The organism is Catellatospora paridis (assembly GCF_009720365.1).
Lineage (GTDB): Bacteria > Actinomycetota > Actinomycetes > Mycobacteriales > Micromonosporaceae > Catellatospora > Catellatospora paridis.
Genome location: NZ_WBZD01000043.1, coordinates 94,672 through 115,555 on the forward strand (window position 1 = coordinate 94,672; position 20,884 = coordinate 115,555).

Genomic DNA, 20,884 nt, shown 5'->3' on the forward strand with positions numbered 1-20,884 from the left:
GACGAGCGCAGCGAGGAGCGGGCATGAGCGGCTTCGACGACGCGGTCACCCGCGTGCTGGCGGCGCGCTCCCCCGGCGACCTGTTCGGCGGCGGCAACAGCGGGCACGCGTACCGCACGCTTGCCAAGGTCCTGCACCCGGATGCCGCACCGGCCGGCTCCGGCGCGACCGCGACGCGCGCCTTCGCCCGGCTCGCGGACATGTGGGCCGCCCACCGCGGCGGCACCACCATGACCACGCGTCGCGGCACCTACCGCGTCGGGTCGCCGGCCTACGCCGGCGACATCGCGGACCTCCACACGGTCGACGGCGGCGCCGCGCTGCTGAAGCTGCCCCGGCATCCCGCCGACAGCGACCTGATGCGCCGGGAGGCACGCGCCCTGACCCGGCTGCGCAGACACGGCGAGGCACGCCATGGCGCGTACGCCCCGGAGTTGATCGAGTCGTTCACGCACCGCGACCCCGCGAGCGGCGCTCAGCGCACCGCCACGATCCTCGCCCACCAGGACGGGTTCGTGACCCTGGCCCGGGTGAAGCAGTCCTACCCGGACGGCGTCGACCCGCGGGACGCGGCCTGGATGTGGCGGCGCCTGCTCGTCGCCGTCGGCTACGCCCACCGCGCCGGGGTCGTCCACGGGGCCGTCGTCCCCGATCACGTGCTGATCCACCCGGTCGAGCACGGCCTCGTGCTCGTCGACTGGTGCTACAGCGTGACCGAGCCCGGTCAGACCGTCCCGGCGCTCGTCACCGGATACCGCGACCTCTACCCGCCGGAGGTTGCCGGCAAGCGCCCGGCGAGCGAGGCGACCGACATCCACCTCGCCACCCGGTGCATGACCTGGCTCATGGGCGACCGGACACCGGCCGCGCTGGCCCGGTTCGCGCACGGCTGCACCCTGCCCAATCCGAACGCGCGCCCGCACGACGCGTGGCGGCTGCTCGCCGAACTCGATGAGCTGCTGGACGCGCTCTACGGGCCCCGCACCTTCCGGCCCCTCACCCTCTAAGGAGCAGATCATGGGAAGCGGACGATGGTCCACCGACGTCTACGCCGCCGCGGCGGGCTACCGCGCGGCGACCGGCGCCAGCGCCTTCGCCTACAGCGACTCCGGCGCGCGCACCGTGCACGACGCCCTGAACCCGCACGGCGTCACGGTGCGGGAGAGCCGCGACAGCGACCAGCACCCGCGGTCGACGCCGATCGCGATCCTCTTCGACGTCACCGGGTCGATGGGCACGGTGCCGCGCGTGCTGCAGACCAAGCTGCCGGAACTGTTCGGCCTGCTGATCCGCAAGGGCTACTGCACCGACCCGCAGATCCTCTTCGGCGCGATCGGTGACGCCACCTGCGACCGCGCGCCTCTGCAGCTCGGGCAGTTCGAGTCCGACAACCGCATGGACGACGACCTCGGCCGGATCCTGCTCGAAGGCGGCGGAGGCGGGCAGCGCACCGAGTCCTACGAGCTCGCCATGTACTTCATGGCCCGCCACACCGAGCTCGACACCGTCGCGCGCGGCGGGCGCGGCTACCTGTTCATCATCGGCGACGAGATGGCGTACCGGCGGGTCAAGCCCGACGAGGTGCGCCGCGTCATCGGCGACACGATCGCCGAACCGATCAGCACCGAGGCGATCGTCGCCGAGCTGCAGCTCAGCTACGACGTGTACTTCATCATGCCCGCGCAGGCCAGCTACACCGGCGACGCCGAGATCCTCGGATATTGGCGCAAGCTGCTCGGCCAGAACGTCATCGAACTCGACGACCTCGACGCCGTCTGCGAGACCATCGCCCTCACCGTCGGACTCGGCGAGGACGCCACGGACCTCGACGCCGGACTGGTCGACCTCGCCGAGGCCGGGTCGGCGGCCGGCCCGACCGTCGGCAAGGCGCTCGCCCCGCTCGGCACCAGCCGCGGCGCGCTGGTGCGCTCGGCGCTGCCGGCCGGTTTCGGCGACGGACGAGCCAACCCGGTGACCCGGCTGTGACCAGCGCCCGCCACGTCATCGTCGTCGACCTCGGCTACGGCGACGCCGGCAAGGGCACGATCGTGGACTGGCTCTGCGCGACCCGACCGGTCACCACCGTGATCCGGTTCAACGGGGGCGCGCAGGCCGCCCACAACGTGGTGACGCCCGACGGGCGTCACCACACGTTCGCCCAGTTCGGCTCCGGCACGCTGCACGGGGTCCGCACCCACCTGTCCCGGTTCATGATGGTCGACCCGCTGGCGCTCGCCGCCGAAGCCGGACACCTGGCCGAGCTGGGCGTGGCGGCGCCGTTCGAGCTGCTCACCGTCGACCGCCAGGCGCTGCTGACGACACCGTGGCACCGGGCCGCCAACCGAGCCCGGGAAGCCGCCCGCGGGCAGGACCGGCACGGGTCCTGCGGCATGGGCGTCGGCGAGACCGCCGCGTTCGCGCTCGCCCACCCCGACCTGGCCGTCCGCGCCGGCGACACCGAGTCCCCGGCCACGCTCGCCCGCAAGCTGCGCGCGGTCCGGGACGCGCTCACCGCCCAGCTCGGCCCCCTCGACGCGCCACCCGTCGCCGCCGTGGCCGAGGCATTCCGGTGGTTCGGGACCGCGATCCGGCTGGTCTCCTCATCCCGGCAGGCGCTGCGCGGCCCGTGCGTGTTCGAGGGCGCCCAGGGCGTACTGCTGGACGAATGGCGCGGCTTTCACCCCTACACGACCTGGTCGACGACCACGTTCGACAACGCCGAGACCCTGCTGGCCGAATCCGGCGACGGCGCGGCCCTGCGCCTGGGCGTCGTGCGCACCTACACGACCCGCCACGGCGCCGGACCGCTGGTCACCGAGGATCCGCGGCTCACGGCGACCCTGCCGGAACGGCACAACACGCACGGCCCGTGGCAGGGCGCGTGGCGGGCCGGGCACTTCGACGCCGTCGCCCACCGCTACGCCGTCGAAGTGTGCGGCGGCGTCGACGCGCTCGCCGTCACCCACCTGGACGTCGCCGCACACCACGACCTGAAGATGTGCCTGTCGTACGAGCAGCTCGACCGGATCGTGCCCGGCGAGCACGGCGACCTGGCGTACCAGGAGAAGCTCACGCAGACTCTGACCACCGCCACCCCGGTCTACACCGGACTCACCGACGTGGGCGAGGTGCTCGGTGCCCCGATCGCGGTCACCTCGCGCGGCCCGACCTGGCGGGACAAGAGCCAAGCGAACTGGCAGCCGACGCGCTGGACAACCCGGGTCTGAAGCCCGAGCCGAACTGAGGGTCGGCACGGGTCACCCGGGGGCATCCCGCGAGCGGTGCTCGCGGGGTGCCCCCGTCGGCGGTGCTCAGTCCAGGGTCAGGCCGGACGGCAGTCCGGTGACGGTCGGCCGGCCCGTGCCGTCGACCGCCACGGTGACCGGCTTGCCGCCGATCCGCAGGCCGCGGGCGGTGACGGCGCCCAGGGGCGCGCCCGCCAGCGGCCGTACGCTGACCCGGCCTCCGGGCACGTCCGGGCGTACGCCGAGCATCGCGTGCAGCACCGCGACCACCGCGGTCGCCGACCACGCCTGCGGCCGGCAGGCCGCCGGGTACGGCACGGGCCGGCGTGACGTGCTGCGGGCGTCGCCGGAGTGCAGTTCCGGCAGCCGGTAGTCGAACGCCTCGGCGGCGGCCAACAGGCCCTCAGCCAGCTGCGCCGCGACCTCGGCGTGGCCGTCGGCGGCCAGGCCGCTGATCGCGATGGCCGTGTCGTGCGCCCACACGGTGCCGCAGTGGTACGACAGCGGGCTGTACCCGCGCTCGTCGGCGGCCATGGTGCGCAGCCCGAACGCGTCGGCGTTGCCCGGCGCGGCCAGCAGCGCGGCCACCGATGCGGACTCCGCCTCGGACAGGATGCCGGTGCCCAGCAGGTGACCGATGTTGCTGGTCAGCGAGTTGACGGGCCGCTTGTACCGGTCGAGCGCGAGTGCGGGGTGCGCGCCGTTCGGCCCGTCGACCCAGTACGCCGCGCGGAACCGTTCGGCCAGCCGGCCCGCGTGGTCGCGCCAGCGCTCGGCGCCGGCCAGGCCGTACGCGTCGAGTAAGGCCGCTCCGTGCACGGCCGCCTGGTAGGCGTAGCCCTGGACCTCGACCAGCGCGATCGGTGCGTCGGCCTGGCGCCCGTCCCGGAAGCGCACGGCGTCGCCGGAGTCCTTCCAGCCCTGGTTGGCCAGCCCGTGGCCATGAGTGTCGACGTACTCGACGAAGCCGTCGCCGTCGGGGTCGGCGTGCTTGTCCAGCCAGCCGAGCGCGGCTTCCAGGTGCGGCAGCAGGTCGGCGACCTGGTCTTCGGGCATGCCCCAGCGCCACGCGTCGTGCAGCAGGCTGATCCACAGCAGGGTCGCGTCGACGGTGCCGTAGTAGACGTCGGGCAGGTCCAGTTCGCCGACGGCGCCGCCGAAGTGGAACGGGCGGCGGCGCAGCTCGTGCATGATCTTGCCGGGCTCCTCGCAGGTGGCGGCGTCGAGCGCGCGGCCCTGGCGGCGGGCCAGCGCGCGCAGCGTGCCCGCGGCCAGCCCGGTGCCCAGCGGCAGCATCATCCGGGCCGCCCAGATGCTGTCCCGCCCGAACAGGGTGAGGAACCACGGCACCCCGGCCGCGAGGAAGGTGTCGCCCGGCTGCGCGGTCTCGGCCAAGCGCAAGGTCTGCAGGTCGTCCAGTGACTGGTCGAGCAGCCGGGTGAGCCGGTGGTCGGCGGCGGCGACCTGCGGGCGGGCCCAGTCCGCGGCGTGCCGGGGCGTGGTCACGATCGAGCGCGGGTCGCGGACCTCGGCGTGCCAGCGGTGGCTGACCTGCTCCCGCGGGCCGAGGGCGACCTGCCAGCGCAGGCCCGCGGCGATGCCGTCGATCAGCTCGGCGCCGGGGGCGGTGACGCGGACCTCGGTCTCGCCGTCCCGCCACCGCAGCGCGCCGTCGTATTCGCTCGCGGCGTGGTCCAGGCGTCCGCCGCCGGACTTCACCTCCTCGATCGGCGCGAAGTCGCAGCCCAGAGCGATGCTGAGAGTGAACGTGACGGGGACCGCAGCGGTCGAGGTGACCGTGAGGTGTTCGTCCATACCGGATGGTCCGGCGGTCCGCAGGCGCTCGACGCGCACGGTCGGGTCGGGGCCCGGATCGCCGAGCCACCGCACGAGAGCGGTGAACCGCGTCGCGCCCGGCGCGTCGGGGGCGAACGCAACGTGTTCCGGCTCGCGCCCGTCGATCAGCAGGTGCGCCCGGGACAGCACCCGGCTGTCTGCGTAGAACAGGCCTTGCACACCAGCCTCCCGGATCTGCCCATCGGTGCCACTCAACGCGCTCGCGGGAGCGAAGACGGTGCTGACCAGGTCGTGCAGCAGGGGTTGCAGGAGGCGGGCTTCGGATGGGTTGGACTGGTTGAGCAAGGGGTAACTCCTTGATGCCGAACCGTCTCTTGACAGTCGGTTCGTTGGGATGCAAAGTGATCATGATTCCGGCAGTTGAACGTTCAAATTATGCGGTCTCGTTTTTAGAACGATCAAGAGGGGCAAAGGCGGCGAGAATGGCTGACAGGGTGACAATCACCACAGTTGCTCGTCATGCCCAGGTTTCCGTTCAGACCGTGTCCAATGTGCTCAATTCACCTCATGTCGTGCGACCGGAGACCCGGCAGCGGGTGCAGGACGCCATCGACGCCCTGGGCTACCGCGCCAACCAGGCCGCCCGCCAGATGCGCACCGGCCGCTCCCGGCTGATCGCGGCCCGCATCGAGCCCGCACAGGACGGCATCAACGGCTCGATCCTGGACCGCTTCCTGCACGGACTCGCCGAGGCCGCCGCCCCCGCCCGCTACCGCGTGCTGCTCTACACCGCGGCCGACGACGCCGCGGAGATCACCACCTACGAGGACATGCTCAGCGCGTACGACATCGACGCGTTCGTGCTCACCAGCACGCACCATGCCGACACCCGCACCGGCTGGCTCGCCGAGCGCGGCGTGCCGTTCGTGACGTTCGGTCGCCCCTGGGACGCCCTGGGCAGCCATCCGTGGGTCGACGTGGACGGCGCCGCCGGCACCGCCGAGGCGACCCGGCACCTGCTGCGCGCCGGGCACCGCCGGATCGGCTTCATCGGCTGGCCACCCGGCTCCGGCGTCGGCGACGACCGCCGCTCCGGCTGGGCCGCCGCGCTGGCCGAGGCGGGAATCGACATCCACGGCCTCGACGCCGTCACCGCCGATGGGGTGGCCGAGGGCGTGGCCGCCGCACGCGACCTGCTCACCCGCGGCGAGCCGGTCACCGCGATCGTGTGCTGCAGCGACTCGCTGGCCCTAGGCGCACTGCACGCCACCGGCGGCGCCGAGCCCGCCGTGCCGGGCCCGCCCGCGCCCGGGCGGATCGCCGTCATCGGCTTCGACGACACCCCCGTCGCGCAGGCCGTCGGGCTCACCAGCATCGCCCAGCCGCTCGGCGAAGCGGCCACGCACTGCCTGCGGCTGCTGGCCGCGCAGCTCGACGCGCCCGGCAGCCGCCCACCGGGAGACGGGCAGATCCTGCTCACCCCGGCCCTGGTGCCCCGCCGCACCGCCTGACCTCACCACGCACCCTGTCCCGTCCCCACCCCGCTGAACAGGAGATAACAGAAAATGTTCCACAGCAGACTCCGCAGGACCGCCATCGCGGTCGCGGCGGCCGGTGCGCTGGCGGTCACCTCCGCCTGCGGCAGCGGCTTCGACGACGGCGCCACCACCGAGCAGAGCAGCGGCCCGGCTGCCCTGCAGGTGCTCATCGGCTCCTCCGGCGAGGCCGAGACCAAGGCCGTCAACGACGCCGCCGCCAAGTGGGCCACCGCCACCGGCAACACGGCGACCGTCACCCCGGCCCAGGACCTGAGCCAGCAGCTCGGCCAGGCCTTCGCCGGCGACTCCCCGCCGGACGTGTTCTACGTCGACGCCTCCCGCTTCGCCGACTACGCCAGCGTCGGCGCGCTGGAGCCGTACGGCGACAAGCTCGCCAACAAGGGCGACTTCTACGACAGCCTCAAGCAGACCTTCACCTACGACGGCAAGTTCTACTGCGCGCCGAAGGACTTCTCGACCCTCGCCCTGCAGGTCAACACCGACCTGTGGACCAAGGCCGGGTTGACCGACGCGGACCTGCCCACCACCTGGGAGCAGCTGCAGGCCACCGCCGAGAAGATCAAGGCCAAGGGCCTCACCCCGCTGGTCGTCGGCGACACCCGCGACCGGATCGGCGCCTTCCTGGTGCAGGCCGGCGGCTGGCTGGTCAGCACCGACGGCAAGCAGGCCACCGCGGACAGCCCGGAGAACCTGCAGGCGCTGACGTACTTCCAGGGCCTGCAGAAGAAGGGCCTGGCCGTCTTCCCCAAGCAGGTCGACGCCGGCTGGGGCGGCGAGGCGTTCGGCAAGGGCAAGGCCGTCATGACGATCGAGGGCAACTGGATCAAGGGCGCCATGGCCAACGACTTCCCGAACGTCAAGTACACGGTGCACGAGCTGCCCGCCGGCCCCAAGGGCAAGGGCACCCTGTCGTTCACCAACTGCTGGGGCATCTCCGCCAAGAGCAAGTTCAAGGACCAGGCGATCAAGTTCGTCGAGGCGATGACCAGCGTCGACCAGCAGCTCGCCTACGCCAAGGCGTTCGGTGTCATGCCGTCGCTGAAGACCGCCAAGGACGGCTACTCCCAGCAGTTCCCGGCCGACGGCCCGTTCGTGACCGGTGCCGACTACGCCCACGGCCCGGTGAACGCCCCGAAGATGGACAGCGTCCTGTCCGACTTCGACACCCAGCTGCAGAAGCTCGCCACCGGTGACCCGAAGGCGGTCCTGGAGCGGGTGCAGAAGAACGTCGCCGCCGCGCTCGGCAGCTGATCCCGACCGGTGGAAGGTGCGCGGCCGCGACCGCGGCCGCGCCCCCCGACTTCGCAGAAGGCAGGTGACTCGTGTTCGGCAGCAGGCGCCGCGGCGGCATCCGCGGCAACGAGGCGGTGGCGGGCTGGCTGTTCGTCGCCCCGGTGGTGGTGATCCTCGGCCTGTTCCTGCTGCTGCCCATCCTGATGGCGCTGTGGGTCAGCCTCAGCGGCTGGAACGGCCAGGGCAGCCCCTTCCGCGACGACGTGCCGTTCGTGGGCGCGGACAACTACACCCGCCTGTTCACGCAGGACGGGCTCGCCCGCGAGAACTTCATGACCAGCATCCGCAACAACGCGTACTACGTGCTGCTGGTCGTGCCCGCACAGACGGTCCTCGCGCTGGGCTTGGCGCTGGTCGTCAACCGGCGGGTGCTGCGCGGCAGGTCGTTCTTCCGCACCGCGTTCTACTTCCCGTCGGTGACCAGCTCCGTGGCGATCAGCGTCATGTTCCTGTTCCTGTTCGCCAACACCGGCGCGGTCAACTCCCTGCTGAGCGTGTTCGGCCTCGACGGCCCGCAGTGGTTCGCCGACCCGCGCGGGCTGCTGCACCTGACCCTGTCCGGACTCGGCCTGGTCGATCCGGCCCACCCGCCCGCGGCGCTGACCGACAGCGGGCTGCTGGGCCTGTCCTGGTGGGAGTGGCTTTCCGGGCCCAGCGTCGCCATGAGCACCATCATCATCCTCGTCGTCTGGACGACCAGCGGCACCTTCATGCTGATGTTCCTCGCCGCACTGCAGGACGTGCCGGTGCAGCTGGAGGAGGCCAGCCTGATCGACGGGGCCGGACCCTGGCAGCGGCTGCGCTACGTGACCCTGCCGCTGCTCAAGCCGACGATGTTCCTCGTCATCACGCTCGGGCTCATCAGCACCTGGCAGGTGTTCGACCAGATCTACGTGATGAGCCAGGGCAACCCCGCCAAGACCACGCTGACCCCCGCCTACCTGTCCTACCGCACCGCGTTCAAGGACTTCGAGTACGGCAGCGGCGCGGCGATCTCGTTCGTGCTGTTCCTGCTCATCGTGGTGCTGACGCTGGGGCAGCGCTGGGTCATGCGTGACCGCGACCGCGTGCCGCGCACCCGCCTGCTCCCGACCCGTACGCGGAGGTCCTGATCATGTCCGTGGCGGCCGACCGACCCCGCTCCCCCGCCCGCCGCGACGGCGGCCGCACCCTGGCGAGCCATTTCGTCGGGTACGCGGTGCTGGTCTTCTTCGCGCTGGTGTTCCTCTACCCGTTCGTGATCCAGCTGGCCAACGCGTTCAAGTCCGAGCCCGACGCGGCGGCCAACCCGCTGGCGCCGCTGCCGGACCCGGTGACGACCGCCGCGTTCACGCGGATCTTCGAGGGCACCGGCTTCCCCCGGTGGGTGGCGAACTCACTCGTCGTCACCACCGTCGTCACCGCCGGCCGGGTGTTCCTGGACTCGCTCGCCGGGTACGCCCTGGCCCGGCTGCATTTCCGCGGCCGCGCCGCGGTCACCGGCGCGGTCGTCGCGGTCATGGCGGTGCCCGGCGTCGTGCTGCTGATCCCGAAGTTCCTGGTGCTCAACCAGCTCGGCATCTACAACAGCTACACCGCGCTGATCCTGCCGGTCATCGTGGACGCGGCGGGCGTGTTCATCATGCGGCAGTTCTTCGTCTCCGTGCCGGTCAGCGTCGAGGAGGCGGCCCGCATCGACGGGGCGGGCGTGTTCCGGACGTTCTGGTCGGTGGTGCTGCCGATGGCCCGCCCGGCGCTGATCACGCTGACCATCCTGTCGTTCCAGGGCTCGTGGAACGAGTTCCCGCACACCCTGGTCGCGGTGCAGAGCCCGGAGCTGTTCACGCTGCCGCGCGGCGTCGCCGACCTGGTCAGCGGGTCACTGGGCGCGGGCAGCCAGTACCCGCTCAAGCTCGGCGCCGCCCTGCTGGCCACCATCCCGGTCGCCGTCATCTTCCTGGTGTTCCAGCGCCACTTCGTCCGCGGCGCGGCCGAGGGCGCCAGCAAGGAATAGAGGTCCGGTCGTAAGTCCGACATGGCGCCGGCCGCACGGCTGAGGGTCCCGATAGGTGGAACGCACACCAGCCGGCCGCCTCGAAGCCGACAATGTACCCATGACGGACGAGCATGCGATGCAACGCGAACTGGAGCAGGTCGACGCGATGATCGCCGAGTTGCGCAGCCAGGCCGAGCAGATCCGGCACGAGGTCGGCAACCGCGAGGACGGGCCCGGCGATCCCGGCGACACCACCCTGCTGATCAGCAGCGCCGAGGAGCAGGAGGCGCTGGTCGCGGTGCTGGAGGACCGCCGCGGCAAACTCCGCGAACGCCTCGGCCTGGGCGCGCAGGGCTAGTCTCCCCGCGGCACCGCAGGTCGCTCAGGCCACGTTGACCGGGCGGAACTGGACGCTCACCCGCGGCCCGACGTGGCGGGCCGTCTTCGGGATGCAGTGCTCCCAGGTGCGCTGGCAGGAGCCGCCCATCACGACCAAGTCGCCGTGGCCGAGCGGGAACCGGACGCTCGGCTCGCCGCCGCCGCGCGGGCGCAGCAGTAGCGGCCGGGGCTCGCCGAACGACACGATGGCGACCATGGTGTCGGTGTGCCTGCCACGGCCGATGGTGTCGCCGTGCCAGGCCACGCTGTCGCGGCCGTCGCGGTAGAGGCACATGCCCGCGGACACGAACGGCTCGCCCAGCTCCGTGGCGTAGAAATCCGACAGCGCGGTGCGGGCCTGGTCGAGCACCGGGTGCGGCAGCGCCTCGTCAGGGCCGTACCAGCGCAGCAGGCGGGGCACGTCGACCTCGCGCTCGTACATCTCCCGCCGCTCGGCCCGCCAGTCGACCTGCTCCAGCAGCACCTCGAGCACGTCTTCGGAGCCGTGCACCCAGCCGGGCAGGTGGTCGACCCAGGCCCCCCGGGTGAGCGGATGCCGGTTCACCGCCCCGGCCAGCGGCCCCAGGGTGGCCCGCTCATCAAGATCGAACATCGACGGCTGGTGTGCGTGCGCCATGAGCAGGGATTCTACACCCCTTTCGAACAGGGGTACCAATCCATGGGACTCGCTACCCTGATTAAGCGGCCAACCGGACGGCAGGGCATGATGACTGCCGAAGCGCTCCCAGTCGGCATATCCAATCACGACTGTTGTATGTGGTGTCGAACCGCCCGCCGGGGAATCGACGGGGATAGTATGCGGCGCGGGAGCGCAACTGAAAGCCGACTGAGGGTGTCGTATGAGGCCGCTGGGAACCACCGACCCGCACTCCGTAGCAACGTACCGGCTGGTCGGCGTTCTCGGCGGCGGCGGCATGGGACGCGTCTACCTGGGACAGTCTCCGGCCGGGCGCTACGTCGCGATCAAGGTGATCCGCCCGGAGCTCGCCGCCGACCCGATGTTCCGCCGCCGGTTCGGCCGCGAGGTGGCCGCGGCGCGCCTGGTGAACCCGCTGTTCACCGCCGCGGTCGTCGACGCCGACACCGACGCCGAATCACCGTGGCTGGCCACCACCTACATCGAGGGTCCCAGCGTGGAGCAGCGGGTGCGCTCCAGCGGCCCGCTGTCGGTCAGCGCCGTGCTCACCCTCGCCACCGGCCTGGCCGAGGCGCTGGCCTCCATCCACCGCGCCGGGCTGGTGCACCGCGACCTCAAACCGGCCAACATCCTGCTCGACGACAACGGCCCGCACATCATCGACTTCGGCATCGCGCTGTCCACCGACGCGGAGCGCATGACCACCGGCGTCAACGTCGGCACCCCGTCATACATGGCCCCCGAGCGCATCCAGGGCGAGGACGCCGGATCGCCCGGCGACATCTTCTCCCTGGGCGCCACCCTGTACTTCGCCGCCACCGGCCGCACCCTGATCAGCGGCGGGAGCATGTTCGAGCAGATCAACCAGGTGACCCAGGGCCGGTTCGACCTGGCCGCGGTGCCGATCCAGCTGCGGCCGTTCGTGGTGCGCTGCATCAGCCTGCGCCCGCAGGACCGCCCCACCGCCAAGGAGCTGTCCCGGATCCTCATCGGCACCGGCGTGTCGACCCCCACGCCCGGCTGGTTCCAGCCGCTGATCGCGCTGCCCGGCGGCGAGCCGCAGGTGGACGAGCCGATCGCGCCGACCTGGGGCACCCCGAAGCTGTGGCAGCGGCGGCCGGTCCTGGTGGGCGCCGTGCTGGGCGCGCTCGGGCTGGCCGCGGGCGGCGCGTGGGCGGTCACCCGCGGCGGCGCGGACCCCGGCGCACCGGACGGGTCGAGCCCGGCCAGCGGCGGGCCGAGCGGCTCGCCGCTCCCGACCGGGCCGCTGCGGCCGGGGGCACTGCGCTGGCAGACCAACTCGCGGACCACACCGGGCAGGTTCCACCTGGTGGTGGCCGACGGCGGGCGGCTGATCGGCACGGACGGGCCGCGGGTGTTCGCCACCGACCCGCCCGGCCCGGGCCAGAACCAGGCCTGGAGCGTACGGATCGACGCCGAGCCGGTCGCCGTGCGCGACTGGGGGCCGGCCGTGCTGGTCATCGCGGACAGCCGGCTGTGGCGGGTGGAGAACGAGACCGGCAACCTGGACTTCAAGGGCATCGACGCGGGCGGGACGGTCGGCGAGGTCGCCCTCGCCACCGACCGGGCCTTCGTGGGGCTGCCCGCCTCCGTGCGCGCGTTCAACCGGGTCGGCGCGCCGGTGTGGCGCAAGGACGTGACCGAGTCACCGCTGGTGGCCGACATGTCCTGGCTGGTCACCCGGCAGGAGCGCAACGGCACGGTGTGGATCACACTGCGCGAGGCGGCTACCGGCAACCAGAAGTGGCAGGTGACGTACAAGCTCACGCCCCCGCCACCGGATGCCGGTCGGGGTGGCCCCGGCGGTCCGGGCGGTCCCGGCGGCGGCCCGCCAGAGGACGCCTGGGAGGCCGTCGAGGCCCGGCTGGGCCCCACCCACCTGCTGTTGCGCGAGGGCGGCGTGCTGCGGGTGATCCGGCTGTCCGACGGCGCGGTCAGGTGGGAGAAGCCCTGGGACAAGCCGGTCGCCGGGGTCGACCTGATCGGCGACACGGTGGTGATGGCCGCCGACCGCATCTACGGCTTCCGCACCGACACCGGCGTGGAACGCTGGAACATCCCCGCCCGCGGCGGCCGCGTCGCCGCGTCGCCGGACGGCAAATTCTGCTATGCGGTCGCCCAGCAGCGCATCGCCGCGATCGACCCCGCGACCGGCAACGCCGACTGGTCCGTACCGCTGCCCGCCGACGCGCGGGAGGAGAACGTCAGCGGCCTGGTGGTGCGGCATCCGACCGGGTACATCCTGCTGCGGCCCCCGCCGTTCAAGGACGGCGACACACCCGACGTGCTCGCGATCTCGCTCGTCGCCGGGCCCCGATAGCTCCGGGCCGCGGTGGCGGCGGACGGCGCGCGGCCGCCCGCCGCACAGCTCAGCGGTCGGCGGGGTGGTCGTTCTCGTGGCGGACGGCCTGCGCGGGCACCCGGCCGGCGACCAGCGCGTCACGGATCTCGGTGAGCAGCCGGATGTCCTCGGTGATCGGTGCGGGCTCGGGCTCCTTGCCCTTGTTGCGCCGCTCGGCCAGCTTGTTCATCGGCAGCACGACCAGGAAGTACAGCACCGCGGCGGTGAGCAGGAAGGTGATCGTCGCGTTGATGAACGCGCCCCAGGCGATGACGTTGTCGGTGCCGATCTCCGTCTCGCCGCCGATCTTGCCGTCGCCTGCGCCCACCAGCTTGATCATCGGTTCCAGGAACGACTTGGTGAACTGGGTGACCAGGGTCGTGAACGCCGCGCCGATGACCACACCGACCGCCAGGTCGACGACGTTGCCACGCATGATGAAATTCTTGAAGCCGCTCAACATGTCCCACACCGTATCCGAGCGCGTGGCCCGACCCACGCGTCCGACACAGTGATGTAACGCCTATCCCGCCAGCACGTTCACCGCGCCGCGGAACAGCGGCGGAACCGCGACGCAGATCGGCACCACCGCGCCGCGCACCGGCCGGGCCGCGGTCAGCAGGACCAGCCCGCGGGTGAGCAGGCGGTAGGTGCGGGTACGCCGCCGCCACTGCGCCTCGTACCCGGTGAGGTCGCCGTTGAGCAGCGCGGACACCGCGGCCTCGGCCTGGCTCAGGGCCAGGCTGACCCCCTCGCCGGTCAGCGCGTCCTCGTAGCCGGCGGCGTCGCCGACCAGCAGCACTCGGCCGCGGACCCGCGCGGCGACCGTGCGGCGCAGCGGACCCGCGCCGCGCACCGGGCCGTCCGGTGCCGCGCCGCCGAGCCGTTCCTTCAGCTCGGGGAACCCGTCGAGCAGCGTCTCGTAGCCCAGCCCGGACCGGCGGTGCAGGATGGCGACCCCGACCAGGTCGGGCGCGACCGGGGTGACGTAGGCCTCGGCGTGCGCCGACCACCACACCTCGACCAGGTCCGACCAGGGCGCGACCGGGTAGTGCCGGCGCTGGCCGAAGCGCGCCGGAGTGCCGGCCGCCGAGGCGATGCCCACCTCCCGGCGTACCCGCGAGTGCAGGCCGTCGGCGCCGACCAGCCAGCGCGCGCGTACCCCCGCCGCCTCGACGCCGTGCGCGTCCTGCCGCAACCCGGCGACGCGCCCGGCCACCCAGGCGATCCCGGCCTGTGCCGCGCGTTCGCGCAGCGCGGTCTGCAGGGTGGTGCGGCGGACCCCGCGGCCCGGCCCGGCCGCGAAGCGGGCGTGGGCCGAGCGCTGTCCAGCGCGGTAGGCGATGCCGTGGAACGGCACGCCGACCGGGTCGACGCCGAGCGCCAGCAGCCGGGCCAGCCCACCGGGCATCAGCCCCTCGCCGCAGGCCTTGTCGATCGGGTCGGCGCGCGGCTCGACCACCACCACCGACATCCCCGCCCGCCGCGCCAGCAGCGCCGTGGCCAGCCCCGCCGGCCCGCCACCGGCGACCAGCAGATCGGCGTCGAAGCTCACGCGGTGGCCTCGGCCAGCGCCGCGTCCTCCACCCGGATGCGCACGGCCAGCAGGGCGAAGTTGAGCAGGGTGAAGGTCAGCGCGGTGAGCCAGGCGCTGTGCACCAGCGGCAGGGCGAAGCCCTCCACCACGACGGCCAGGTAGTTGGGGTGCTTGAGCCAGCGGTACGGCCCGCGGTCCACCAGCGGCAGTCCCGGCACCACGATGACCAGGGTGTTCCAGCGCCGGCCCAGGGTCGTCACGCACCACCAGCGCAGCGCCTGGCTCGCCGCGACCAGTGCCAGCATGGTCCAGCCGAGCGCGGGCAGGAACGGCCGGTCCAGCAGCCACACCTCGGCCAGGCACCCGGCCAGCAGCGCGGTGTGCAGGGCCACCATGTACGGGTAGTGGCTCCGGCCGTACTCACGGCCGCCGTTGGCCAGGGCCCACGCCGCGTGGCGCTTCGACACCACCAGCTCCACCAGGCGTTCGGCGGCCACCGCCAGGATCAGCAGGGTGTACGCGAGCACGCTCACCACCTCAGCAGGACGAGTTCGGAGCAGAACCCCGGCCCCATGGCGATCATGAGTCCGGGCTGGTCTTCGCGCGGTGGGCCGGCCATCGCCTCGTGCAGCACGTCCAGCACCGACACCGACGACAGGTTGCCCCGCCCGGCCAGCGACCGGCGCGTCGGCATCAGGGCCTCCGGCGGCAGGTCGAGGACCTTCTCGATGGTGTCGATGACCTTCGGCCCGCCGGGGTGGCAGACCCACGTCGCGACGTCGAGCGCGTCGACGTCGTGATCGGCCAGGAAGCCGCGCACGTCGCCGCCGAGGAAACGCTCGGCGATCGGGGCGACCTCGTTGGACAGCACGATCCGGAAGCCGCTGGACCCGATGCGCCAGCCCATCACCTGCTCGGTGTCCGGGTAGAGGCGGCTGCGGGTGGCCAGCACCCGCGGGCGGCCCGGCACCGCGGCGGCCCGCCGGCCGCCGACCATCACCACCGCGGCCGCGCCGTCGCCGAACAGGCTGGAGGCGACCAGGTTGGCGGGCGTGGTGTCCTGCTGCTGCACGGTCAGCGAGCACAGCTCGACCGCCAGCAGCACCGCGACCTGGTCCGGATAGGCCCGCAGGTAGTCGTGCAGCCGGGCCACCCCGGCCGCGCCGGCCACGCAGCCCAGGCCGAACAGCGGTAGCCGCTTCACGTCGGGCCGCAGGCCGACCCGTGTGGCCAGCCGGGCGTCCAGCGAGGGCACGGCCAGGCCGGTGACGCTGGTGGTCGCGATGAGATCGACCTCGTCGGGGCGCACCCCGGCCGCGTCCAGCGCCTCGCGCAGCGCGACCTCGCCCAGTTCCTGGGCCACCTCGATGAACGCGTCGTTGGCCTGGGTGAACCCGGTCAGCCCGGCGTACTGGTCCAGCGGCAGCGCCAGGTGACGGGTCTGCACGCCGGTGGTCCGTCCGAACCGGGCGAACACCTCGCGCCCGGGATGCTCGCCGGGCAGGCACATCGCGGTGAACTCGGCGACGATCTCCTCCTGGCGGTAGCGATGCGCCGGAAAGGCCAGCCGCACCGCCGACACCTGCGGCGCCGACTCATCGATGTGAATCATGTACCGACAGTACCGTCCGCAGGTCCGCTTGCCCACGAACGCCGCGTGGGCCGAGCGGGCACAAAGGACCGCGCGTCGCTTGCGGGCCGTGAGCGCGGTTTCGGGACAGAACCTGTGGTCAGTTCGAAGGTTCTGACACCGAACAACGATCATGGCGACGGGGCGCCGACGACGAAGCTCCGCCGGCCCCCGGTGGGGCGGGCGGAGCTTCGTGAGTGGATCAGCGGTCAGCCGTGGGTCTTGCCGCGGCCGCCGGGGCCCTTCTCCTTGCGGGGCTTGACCGAGATGTCGATCGGGCTGCCCTCGAAGCCGAACTCCTCGCGCAGCTTGCGCTCCACGAACCGGATGTAGCCCGGGTCCAGCGGCTGTGTCGTGAACAGCACGAACTTCGGCGGGGAGATGCTGGGCTGGGTCGCGAACAGGATGCGCGGGGCACGGCCGCCGCGCACCGGGTGCGGGGTCGCCTGCACCAGCGCGGTCAGCCACTGGTTGAGCTGGCCGGTCGGGATGCGCTTCTCCCAGCTGGCCAGCGCCTGGCGCAGCGCCGGCGCGAGCTTCTCGACGGCCCGCCCGGTCAGCGCGGAGATGTTGACGCGCAGCGCCCACGGGATGCGCTTGAGCTCCCGGTCGATCTCCTTGTCCAGGTAGTGCCGCCGGTCGGCGTCGACCAGGTCCCACTTGTTGAAGGCGAGCACCACGCCGCGGCCGGCCTCGGACACCATCGACAGCAGGCGCTGGTCCTGCTCGCTGATGACCTCGCTGGAGTCCAGCAGCACGACGGTGACCTCGGAGGTCTCGATCGCGGCGGCGGTGCGCAGCGAGGCGAAGTACTCGGTGCCGCTGGCCTTGCCGACGCGCTTGCGCAGGCCGGCGGTGTCGACGAACTGCCACGTCTCGCCGCCGATGACGACCAGCGAGTCGACCGGGTCGACGGTGGTGCCGGCGACGGGGTCGACGACCGAGCGCTCCTCCCGGGCGAGCCGGTTGAGCAGGCTCGACTTGCCGACGTTCGGGCGGCCGACCAGGGCCACGCGGCGCGGGCCGCGCGGGCCGGGCAGGTGGTCCTCCAGCGGGGCCTGCTTCGGGAACGCGGCGAGCACCGCGTCGAGCAGATCGCCCGAACCGCGGCCGTGCAGCGCCGACACGGCCCAGGGCTGGCCCAGGCCGAGCGACCACAGGGCGTGGACCTCGTACTCCATGTTCTGGTTGTCGGCCTTGTTCGCCACCAGCAGCACCGGCTTGGAGCTGCGGCGCAGCATCTTCACCGCGGCCGCGTCCTCGTCGGTCGCGCCGATGGACGAGTCGACCACGAACAGCACCACGTCGGCGGCGGCGATGGCCGCCTCGGCCTGCGCGGCGATGGCCGCGGCGCGGTCCTTGGCGTCGGGCTCCCACCCGCCGGTGTCCACGACGGTGAACTTGCGGCCCGACCAGTTGGCGTCGTACGCCACCCGGTCCCGGGTCACGCCGGGGATGTCCTCGACGACCGCCTGGCGGCGGCCGATGATGCGGTTGACGAGGGTGGACTTGCCCACGTTGGGGCGACCCACCACCGCCAGGACCGGCTGCGGGGTGACGACGTGCGTCGCCGGAGGCGCCTCCGGCAACGGCTGCTCGACGACCTCCAGCTCGCTCCACTCAGTGTTGCTCATGCTGCCTTCCTTGTTGTCAGCAGGCGGTGCAGCTCGCTGACAACCTCATCGATGCCCAGCTGGGTCGAGTCGAGCACCACCGCGTCGGCGGCCTGCTGCAACGGGTTGACCTTGCGGGTGGAGTCCAGGTGATCACGACGGGCCAGGTCGGCCTCGGTCGCAGCGTGGTCGCCGGCGGTCTCGGCGCTGCGACGGCGCGCCCGCTCGGCGGAAGAGGCGGTCAGGAAGACCTTGAGGTCGGCGTCGGGGGCGACGACGGTGCCGATGTCGCGGCCCTCGACGACGATCCGGGCGGACTCCTCGATGATCGCGCGCTGGCGGGCGGTGAGCACCTGCCGGACGAACGGCACCGCGGAGACGGCCGACACGGCCGCGGTGACCTCGCCGCCGCGGATCGGGCCGTCCACGTTCTCGCCGTTGACGCTGATCGAGGGACGCTCAGGGTCGGTCGTGATGATCAGCTCGCAGTCGACGGCCACCTTGGCGATGCCGTCGGGGTCGGTGAGGTCCACCCCGGCCTGCAGCACGGCCCACGTCAGCGCCCGGTACATGGCGCCGGTGTCGAGGTAGCGTGCGTCCAGGCGACGCGCCAGCCGGCGAGACACCGTCGACTTGCCCGAGCCCGAAGGCCCGTCCACCGCGACCACGCAGCGCAGTTCAGCCACGACCCATCCTCCGCCTCTAGGTTTGATGCTCCCATTCTGCCCGGTCCGTCCGGACGCCGATCAGGCAGAGGGGCTCCAGGCGGCGTAGAACACGTCCCGCAGGCCACAACCGGCCCGCCCGTCACACCGTGAGCTGCCGGAACCTGGCCTGCCCAGCAGCGTCGACGTGCTCGGTGGCGGCCACCGCGGTGACGATGGACTCACTCAGCTCCACCGTGCGGTGAGCCGCGTCACGCCACAGCAGGAGCAGCATGACCGCGCTGTCGGCGTACCGCGCCGCGAAGGCCTTGCCCAGCTCGTCGTCGCCCCAGGGGCGGTCCTGCCCGGCCTGCTCGATCCGGCCGCCGGACAGCTCTCGCTCGCGGACCAGGGACTGCCCGGCCAGGTTCAGCCGCCGGGCCACCGTCAGCGCGGCCGCCGGGTCGAGGTCGATCCGCTGTCCGATCATCGCTGCTCCTCGTAGCCCATGGTGTCGTCGTGGCGGCGCAGCAGCGCGCCCAGGTCGCCGCCGCGCAGCAGCTCGGGCACTCCGGTCTCGGCCGGCACCACCCGCGCCACCAGCTCGGCCGTCGCCTCCACGGCGGCCTGCTCGGCCCGGCGGGTGGTCTTGGTGATCAGCTCGGCGAGCCGGTCCGGCCGGTGCGCCGCGTACGCCCGCTCGTGCAGCCGCAGCCGCAGCAGTTGCCCGCGCGCGCCCACCACGACGGTGACCATCCCGTCGGCGGAGGCGACCGAGACCTCCAGCCCCGCCAGCTCCCGCTGCAGCTCCCCCACGTTGTCCCGCAGGTGGGTGTACTGCGCGTGGACCTCGTCGAAGCGGGCCCGCAGCGCCGCGTTGGCGTCGGGGTCAACGGGCGGCATGCAATCCTCCGAGCAGTCGGCGGGAGAGCTGGTCGGCGTGCCGGGTCGTCTCCGGCAGCCGGAAACGCGGCGACAGGGTCAGCGTCAGCGCGGTGGCCGCGTCGAGGTCGACGCGGTGCCCGACGGAGACGAACACCGGCTTGACCTTCGGCTGGCTACGCAGCACCCGGCCCAGCACCTCGTCGCCCTCGGTCAGCGGCGACCAGTCGCCCCGGCCCGGACCCGGCTCGGCGTGCGCGGTGGTGAACGGCGTCTTGGCCACCCCGAACGTGGGCAGCCCGGTGAGCACGCCGACGTGGCAGGCCAGCCCGAACCGGCGCGGGTGGGCGACTCCGTAGCCGTCGCACACCAGCACGTCGGGCGTGACCGTGAGCCGCTCCAGGGCGTCGACCAGCAGCGGCAGCTCCCGGAACGCGAGCAGGCCCGGCACGTACGGGAAGGTCACCTCGCCGGTCGCGGTGGCCGCCTCGACGACGGTCAGCGTGGCGAGGTCCAGCACGACGGCGGCGGCCACGGCCCGGCCGGTCTCCTCGTCGTACGACACGTCCAGCCCGGCCGCGGTCCGCGCGGCCGGAAGCGGCCCACCCGGCTCGACCCGTGCCCGCAGCGCGAGCTGCTGGCGCAGTGCCTCGGCCTGGTCGGCAGGCCACGGATCGTGCGGCACCCTCATCGCCGGACCCGCCCGTCGCTCAGCCGAGCCGGGCCATGGCGTTGCGCACCACGCGCGCGGTGTCCGTGCCGAGCGGGCTGGGCAGCGCGTCGGGGGCGAACCAGCCGAGCTCGTGCGACTCCTCGCTGACCTGCGCCACCGCGTTCGCGGGCGCGTGCACCAGGAAGATCACGTCGTAGTGCCGGTTGGGCCGGCCCGCGCAGTTCACGTGGTGCACGTCCACGTCGACCGGCACCGGGTCGACGACCAGCCCCGCGATGCCGCTCTCCTCGGTGGCCTCGCGCAGGGCGGCCGCGGCGAGGTCACCGTCCTCGGGTTCGAGGTGGCCGCCGAGCTGGCACCAGATGTCGTGCCGGCCGTGCAGGCACAGCAGGATGCGGGAGCGGTCGTGCGAGACGATGATCGCGCTGGCCGTGACGTGCCCGTCGAGATGCGGCTTGCCCATCACCTGCGGGCCCTGCGCCAGCAGGGCGATCGTCTGCGTCCAGTCGGCCTCGGCGTCGGTGGGCGGGCGCCAGTCGGTCAGCAGGCGTAGGGCGTCGGCATGCAGGGTCTGCGTCACCCGGCCGATGCTAGTGCCCGGGACGCGCTCGCGTTCCCGGGCCTGTGGACAACTTCGG

The 20,884-nt window shown here is 72.7% G+C and carries 21 protein-coding genes; 9 read left to right on the forward strand and 12 right to left on the reverse strand.

Annotated features, from left to right (window positions below; translation table 11 throughout):
* The first annotated feature begins 23 nt into the window (after positions 1-23).
* From F9C41_RS38330 to F9C41_RS38340, 3 genes are read left to right on the forward strand one after another with little or no spacing between them, the layout of a single operon-like run.
* Positions 24-1,007, forward strand: coding sequence for a molecular chaperone DnaJ (locus F9C41_RS38330; RefSeq protein ID WP_155391757.1), 984 nt, complete (start codon positions 24-26; stop codon positions 1,005-1,007).
* A gap of 10 nt (positions 1,008-1,017) precedes the next feature.
* Positions 1,018-1,986, forward strand: coding sequence for a hypothetical protein (locus F9C41_RS38335; RefSeq protein WP_155391758.1), 969 nt, complete (start codon positions 1,018-1,020; stop codon positions 1,984-1,986).
* The gene (locus F9C41_RS38340; protein ID WP_230690324.1) at positions 1,983-3,227 is read left to right on the forward strand and encodes an adenylosuccinate synthetase; all 1,245 of its coding nucleotides are present in this window, start codon (positions 1,983-1,985) and stop codon (positions 3,225-3,227) included. Before F9C41_RS38335 ends, F9C41_RS38340 begins: the two co-directional genes overlap by 4 nt.
* An 84-nt stretch (positions 3,228-3,311) precedes the next feature.
* Here the strand turns inward: F9C41_RS38340 and F9C41_RS38345 are convergent, their stop codons facing one another.
* A complete protein-coding gene (locus F9C41_RS38345) occupies positions 3,312-5,387 on the reverse strand; it encodes an amylo-alpha-1,6-glucosidase (protein ID WP_155391759.1) in 2,076 nt (691 codons plus the stop codon).
* A 137-nt stretch (positions 5,388-5,524) separates the two neighbouring features.
* Between F9C41_RS38345 and F9C41_RS38350 the strand changes: the two genes are divergently transcribed.
* From F9C41_RS38350 to F9C41_RS38370, 5 genes are all read left to right on the forward strand, one after another.
* Complete coding sequence (locus F9C41_RS38350) at positions 5,525-6,553, forward strand: LacI family DNA-binding transcriptional regulator (RefSeq protein WP_155391760.1); 1,029 nt, start codon at positions 5,525-5,527, stop codon at positions 6,551-6,553.
* A gap of 54 nt (positions 6,554-6,607) precedes the next feature.
* Positions 6,608-7,852 carry a sugar ABC transporter substrate-binding protein gene (locus tag F9C41_RS38355; RefSeq protein ID WP_155391761.1) on the forward strand — a complete coding sequence of 415 codons (1,245 nt, stop codon included), beginning with the start codon at positions 6,608-6,610 and terminating at the stop codon, positions 7,850-7,852.
* 71 nt (positions 7,853-7,923) lie between these two features.
* Positions 7,924-9,006 (forward strand): carbohydrate ABC transporter permease, encoded by a 1,083-nt coding sequence (locus F9C41_RS38360; RefSeq protein WP_230690325.1) that lies wholly within the window; start codon positions 7,924-7,926, stop codon positions 9,004-9,006.
* 2 nt (positions 9,007-9,008) lie between these two features.
* Complete coding sequence (locus F9C41_RS38365; RefSeq protein WP_155391762.1) at positions 9,009-9,887, forward strand: carbohydrate ABC transporter permease; 879 nt, start codon at positions 9,009-9,011, stop codon at positions 9,885-9,887.
* 100 nt (positions 9,888-9,987) lie between these two features.
* Complete coding sequence (locus F9C41_RS38370; protein WP_147433059.1) at positions 9,988-10,227, forward strand: hypothetical protein; 240 nt, start codon at positions 9,988-9,990, stop codon at positions 10,225-10,227.
* A gap of 24 nt (positions 10,228-10,251) precedes the next feature.
* Here F9C41_RS38370 and F9C41_RS38375 read toward each other — a convergent pair whose 3' ends face one another.
* Complete coding sequence (locus F9C41_RS38375) at positions 10,252-10,884, reverse strand: alpha-ketoglutarate-dependent dioxygenase AlkB (RefSeq protein WP_155391763.1); 633 nt, start codon at positions 10,882-10,884, stop codon at positions 10,252-10,254.
* Positions 10,885-11,107: 223 nt separating this feature from the next.
* Here F9C41_RS38375 and F9C41_RS38380 point away from each other — a divergent pair, with 223 nt between their 5' ends.
* Positions 11,108-13,246: a protein kinase domain-containing protein gene (locus tag F9C41_RS38380; RefSeq protein ID WP_155391764.1), complete on the forward strand. Its 2,139-nt coding sequence runs from the start codon at positions 11,108-11,110 to the stop codon at positions 13,244-13,246.
* Positions 13,247-13,295: 49 nt separating this feature from the next.
* Here F9C41_RS38380 and mscL read toward each other — a convergent pair whose 3' ends face one another.
* From mscL to F9C41_RS38430, 10 genes are all read right to left on the reverse strand, one after another.
* Positions 13,296-13,730, reverse strand: coding sequence for a large conductance mechanosensitive channel protein MscL (gene mscL, locus F9C41_RS38385; protein WP_155391765.1), 435 nt, complete (start codon positions 13,728-13,730; stop codon positions 13,296-13,298).
* A 60-nt stretch (positions 13,731-13,790) separates the two neighbouring features.
* Entirely contained in the window at positions 13,791-14,822 is a 1,032-nt protein-coding gene (locus F9C41_RS38390) for an NAD(P)/FAD-dependent oxidoreductase (RefSeq protein WP_155391766.1), read from the reverse strand.
* A complete protein-coding gene (locus F9C41_RS38395; RefSeq protein WP_155391767.1) occupies positions 14,819-15,331 on the reverse strand; it encodes an isoprenylcysteine carboxyl methyltransferase family protein in 513 nt (170 codons plus the stop codon). The genes F9C41_RS38390 and F9C41_RS38395 overlap by 4 nt, the downstream gene beginning before the upstream one ends.
* A 2-nt stretch (positions 15,332-15,333) precedes the next feature.
* Positions 15,334-16,416 carry a type III polyketide synthase gene (locus F9C41_RS38400; protein WP_155391768.1) on the reverse strand — a complete coding sequence of 361 codons (1,083 nt, stop codon included), beginning with the start codon at positions 16,414-16,416 and terminating at the stop codon, positions 15,334-15,336.
* 227 nt (positions 16,417-16,643) lie between these two features.
* Positions 16,644-18,068, reverse strand: coding sequence for a ribosome biogenesis GTPase Der (gene der, locus F9C41_RS38405; RefSeq protein ID WP_155391769.1), 1,425 nt, complete (start codon positions 18,066-18,068; stop codon positions 16,644-16,646).
* Positions 18,065-18,733 (reverse strand): (d)CMP kinase, encoded by a 669-nt coding sequence (gene cmk, locus F9C41_RS38410; protein ID WP_230690326.1) that lies wholly within the window; start codon positions 18,731-18,733, stop codon positions 18,065-18,067. The genes der and cmk overlap by 4 nt, the downstream gene beginning before the upstream one ends.
* A gap of 121 nt (positions 18,734-18,854) precedes the next feature.
* Positions 18,855-19,181, reverse strand: a complete 327-nt coding sequence (locus F9C41_RS38415; RefSeq protein WP_155391770.1) for a hypothetical protein — start codon at positions 19,179-19,181, stop codon at positions 18,855-18,857.
* Entirely contained in the window at positions 19,178-19,594 is a 417-nt protein-coding gene (locus F9C41_RS38420) for a YbaB/EbfC family nucleoid-associated protein (protein ID WP_155391771.1), read from the reverse strand. Before F9C41_RS38420 ends, F9C41_RS38415 begins: the two co-directional genes overlap by 4 nt.
* On the reverse strand, positions 19,581-20,264 hold the full coding sequence (locus F9C41_RS38425; RefSeq protein ID WP_155391772.1) for an endonuclease V: 684 nt from the start codon (positions 20,262-20,264) through the stop codon (positions 19,581-19,583). The genes F9C41_RS38420 and F9C41_RS38425 overlap by 14 nt, the downstream gene beginning before the upstream one ends.
* A gap of 19 nt (positions 20,265-20,283) precedes the next feature.
* Positions 20,284-20,826 carry an NUDIX hydrolase gene (locus F9C41_RS38430; RefSeq protein WP_155391773.1) on the reverse strand — a complete coding sequence of 181 codons (543 nt, stop codon included), beginning with the start codon at positions 20,824-20,826 and terminating at the stop codon, positions 20,284-20,286.
* Between the last annotated feature and the right edge of the window lie 58 nt (positions 20,827-20,884).

Coding starts and splice junctions, on each gene's coding strand:
- F9C41_RS38330 (WP_155391757.1), top strand. CDS start 24: ATGAGCGGCTTCGACGACGCGGTCACCCGCGTGCTGGCGGCGCGCTCC.
- F9C41_RS38335 (WP_155391758.1), top strand. CDS start 1,018: ATGGGAAGCGGACGATGGTCCACCGACGTCTACGCCGCCGCGGCGGGC.
- F9C41_RS38350 (WP_155391760.1), top strand. CDS start 5,525: ATGGCTGACAGGGTGACAATCACCACAGTTGCTCGTCATGCCCAGGTT.
- F9C41_RS38355 (WP_155391761.1), top strand. CDS start 6,608: ATGTTCCACAGCAGACTCCGCAGGACCGCCATCGCGGTCGCGGCGGCC.
- F9C41_RS38365 (WP_155391762.1), top strand. CDS start 9,009: ATGTCCGTGGCGGCCGACCGACCCCGCTCCCCCGCCCGCCGCGACGGC.
- F9C41_RS38370 (WP_147433059.1), top strand. CDS start 9,988: ATGACGGACGAGCATGCGATGCAACGCGAACTGGAGCAGGTCGACGCG.
- F9C41_RS38375 (WP_155391763.1), bottom strand. CDS start 10,884: ATGGCGCACGCACACCAGCCGTCGATGTTCGATCTTGATGAGCGGGCC.
- F9C41_RS38380 (WP_155391764.1), top strand. CDS start 11,108: ATGAGGCCGCTGGGAACCACCGACCCGCACTCCGTAGCAACGTACCGG.
- mscL (WP_155391765.1), bottom strand. CDS start 13,730: ATGTTGAGCGGCTTCAAGAATTTCATCATGCGTGGCAACGTCGTCGAC.
- F9C41_RS38400 (WP_155391768.1), bottom strand. CDS start 16,416: ATGATTCACATCGATGAGTCGGCGCCGCAGGTGTCGGCGGTGCGGCTG.
- der (WP_155391769.1), bottom strand. CDS start 18,068: ATGAGCAACACTGAGTGGAGCGAGCTGGAGGTCGTCGAGCAGCCGTTG.
- F9C41_RS38415 (WP_155391770.1), bottom strand. CDS start 19,181: ATGATCGGACAGCGGATCGACCTCGACCCGGCGGCCGCGCTGACGGTG.
- F9C41_RS38420 (WP_155391771.1), bottom strand. CDS start 19,594: ATGCCGCCCGTTGACCCCGACGCCAACGCGGCGCTGCGGGCCCGCTTC.
- F9C41_RS38425 (WP_155391772.1), bottom strand. CDS start 20,264: ATGAGGGTGCCGCACGATCCGTGGCCTGCCGACCAGGCCGAGGCACTG.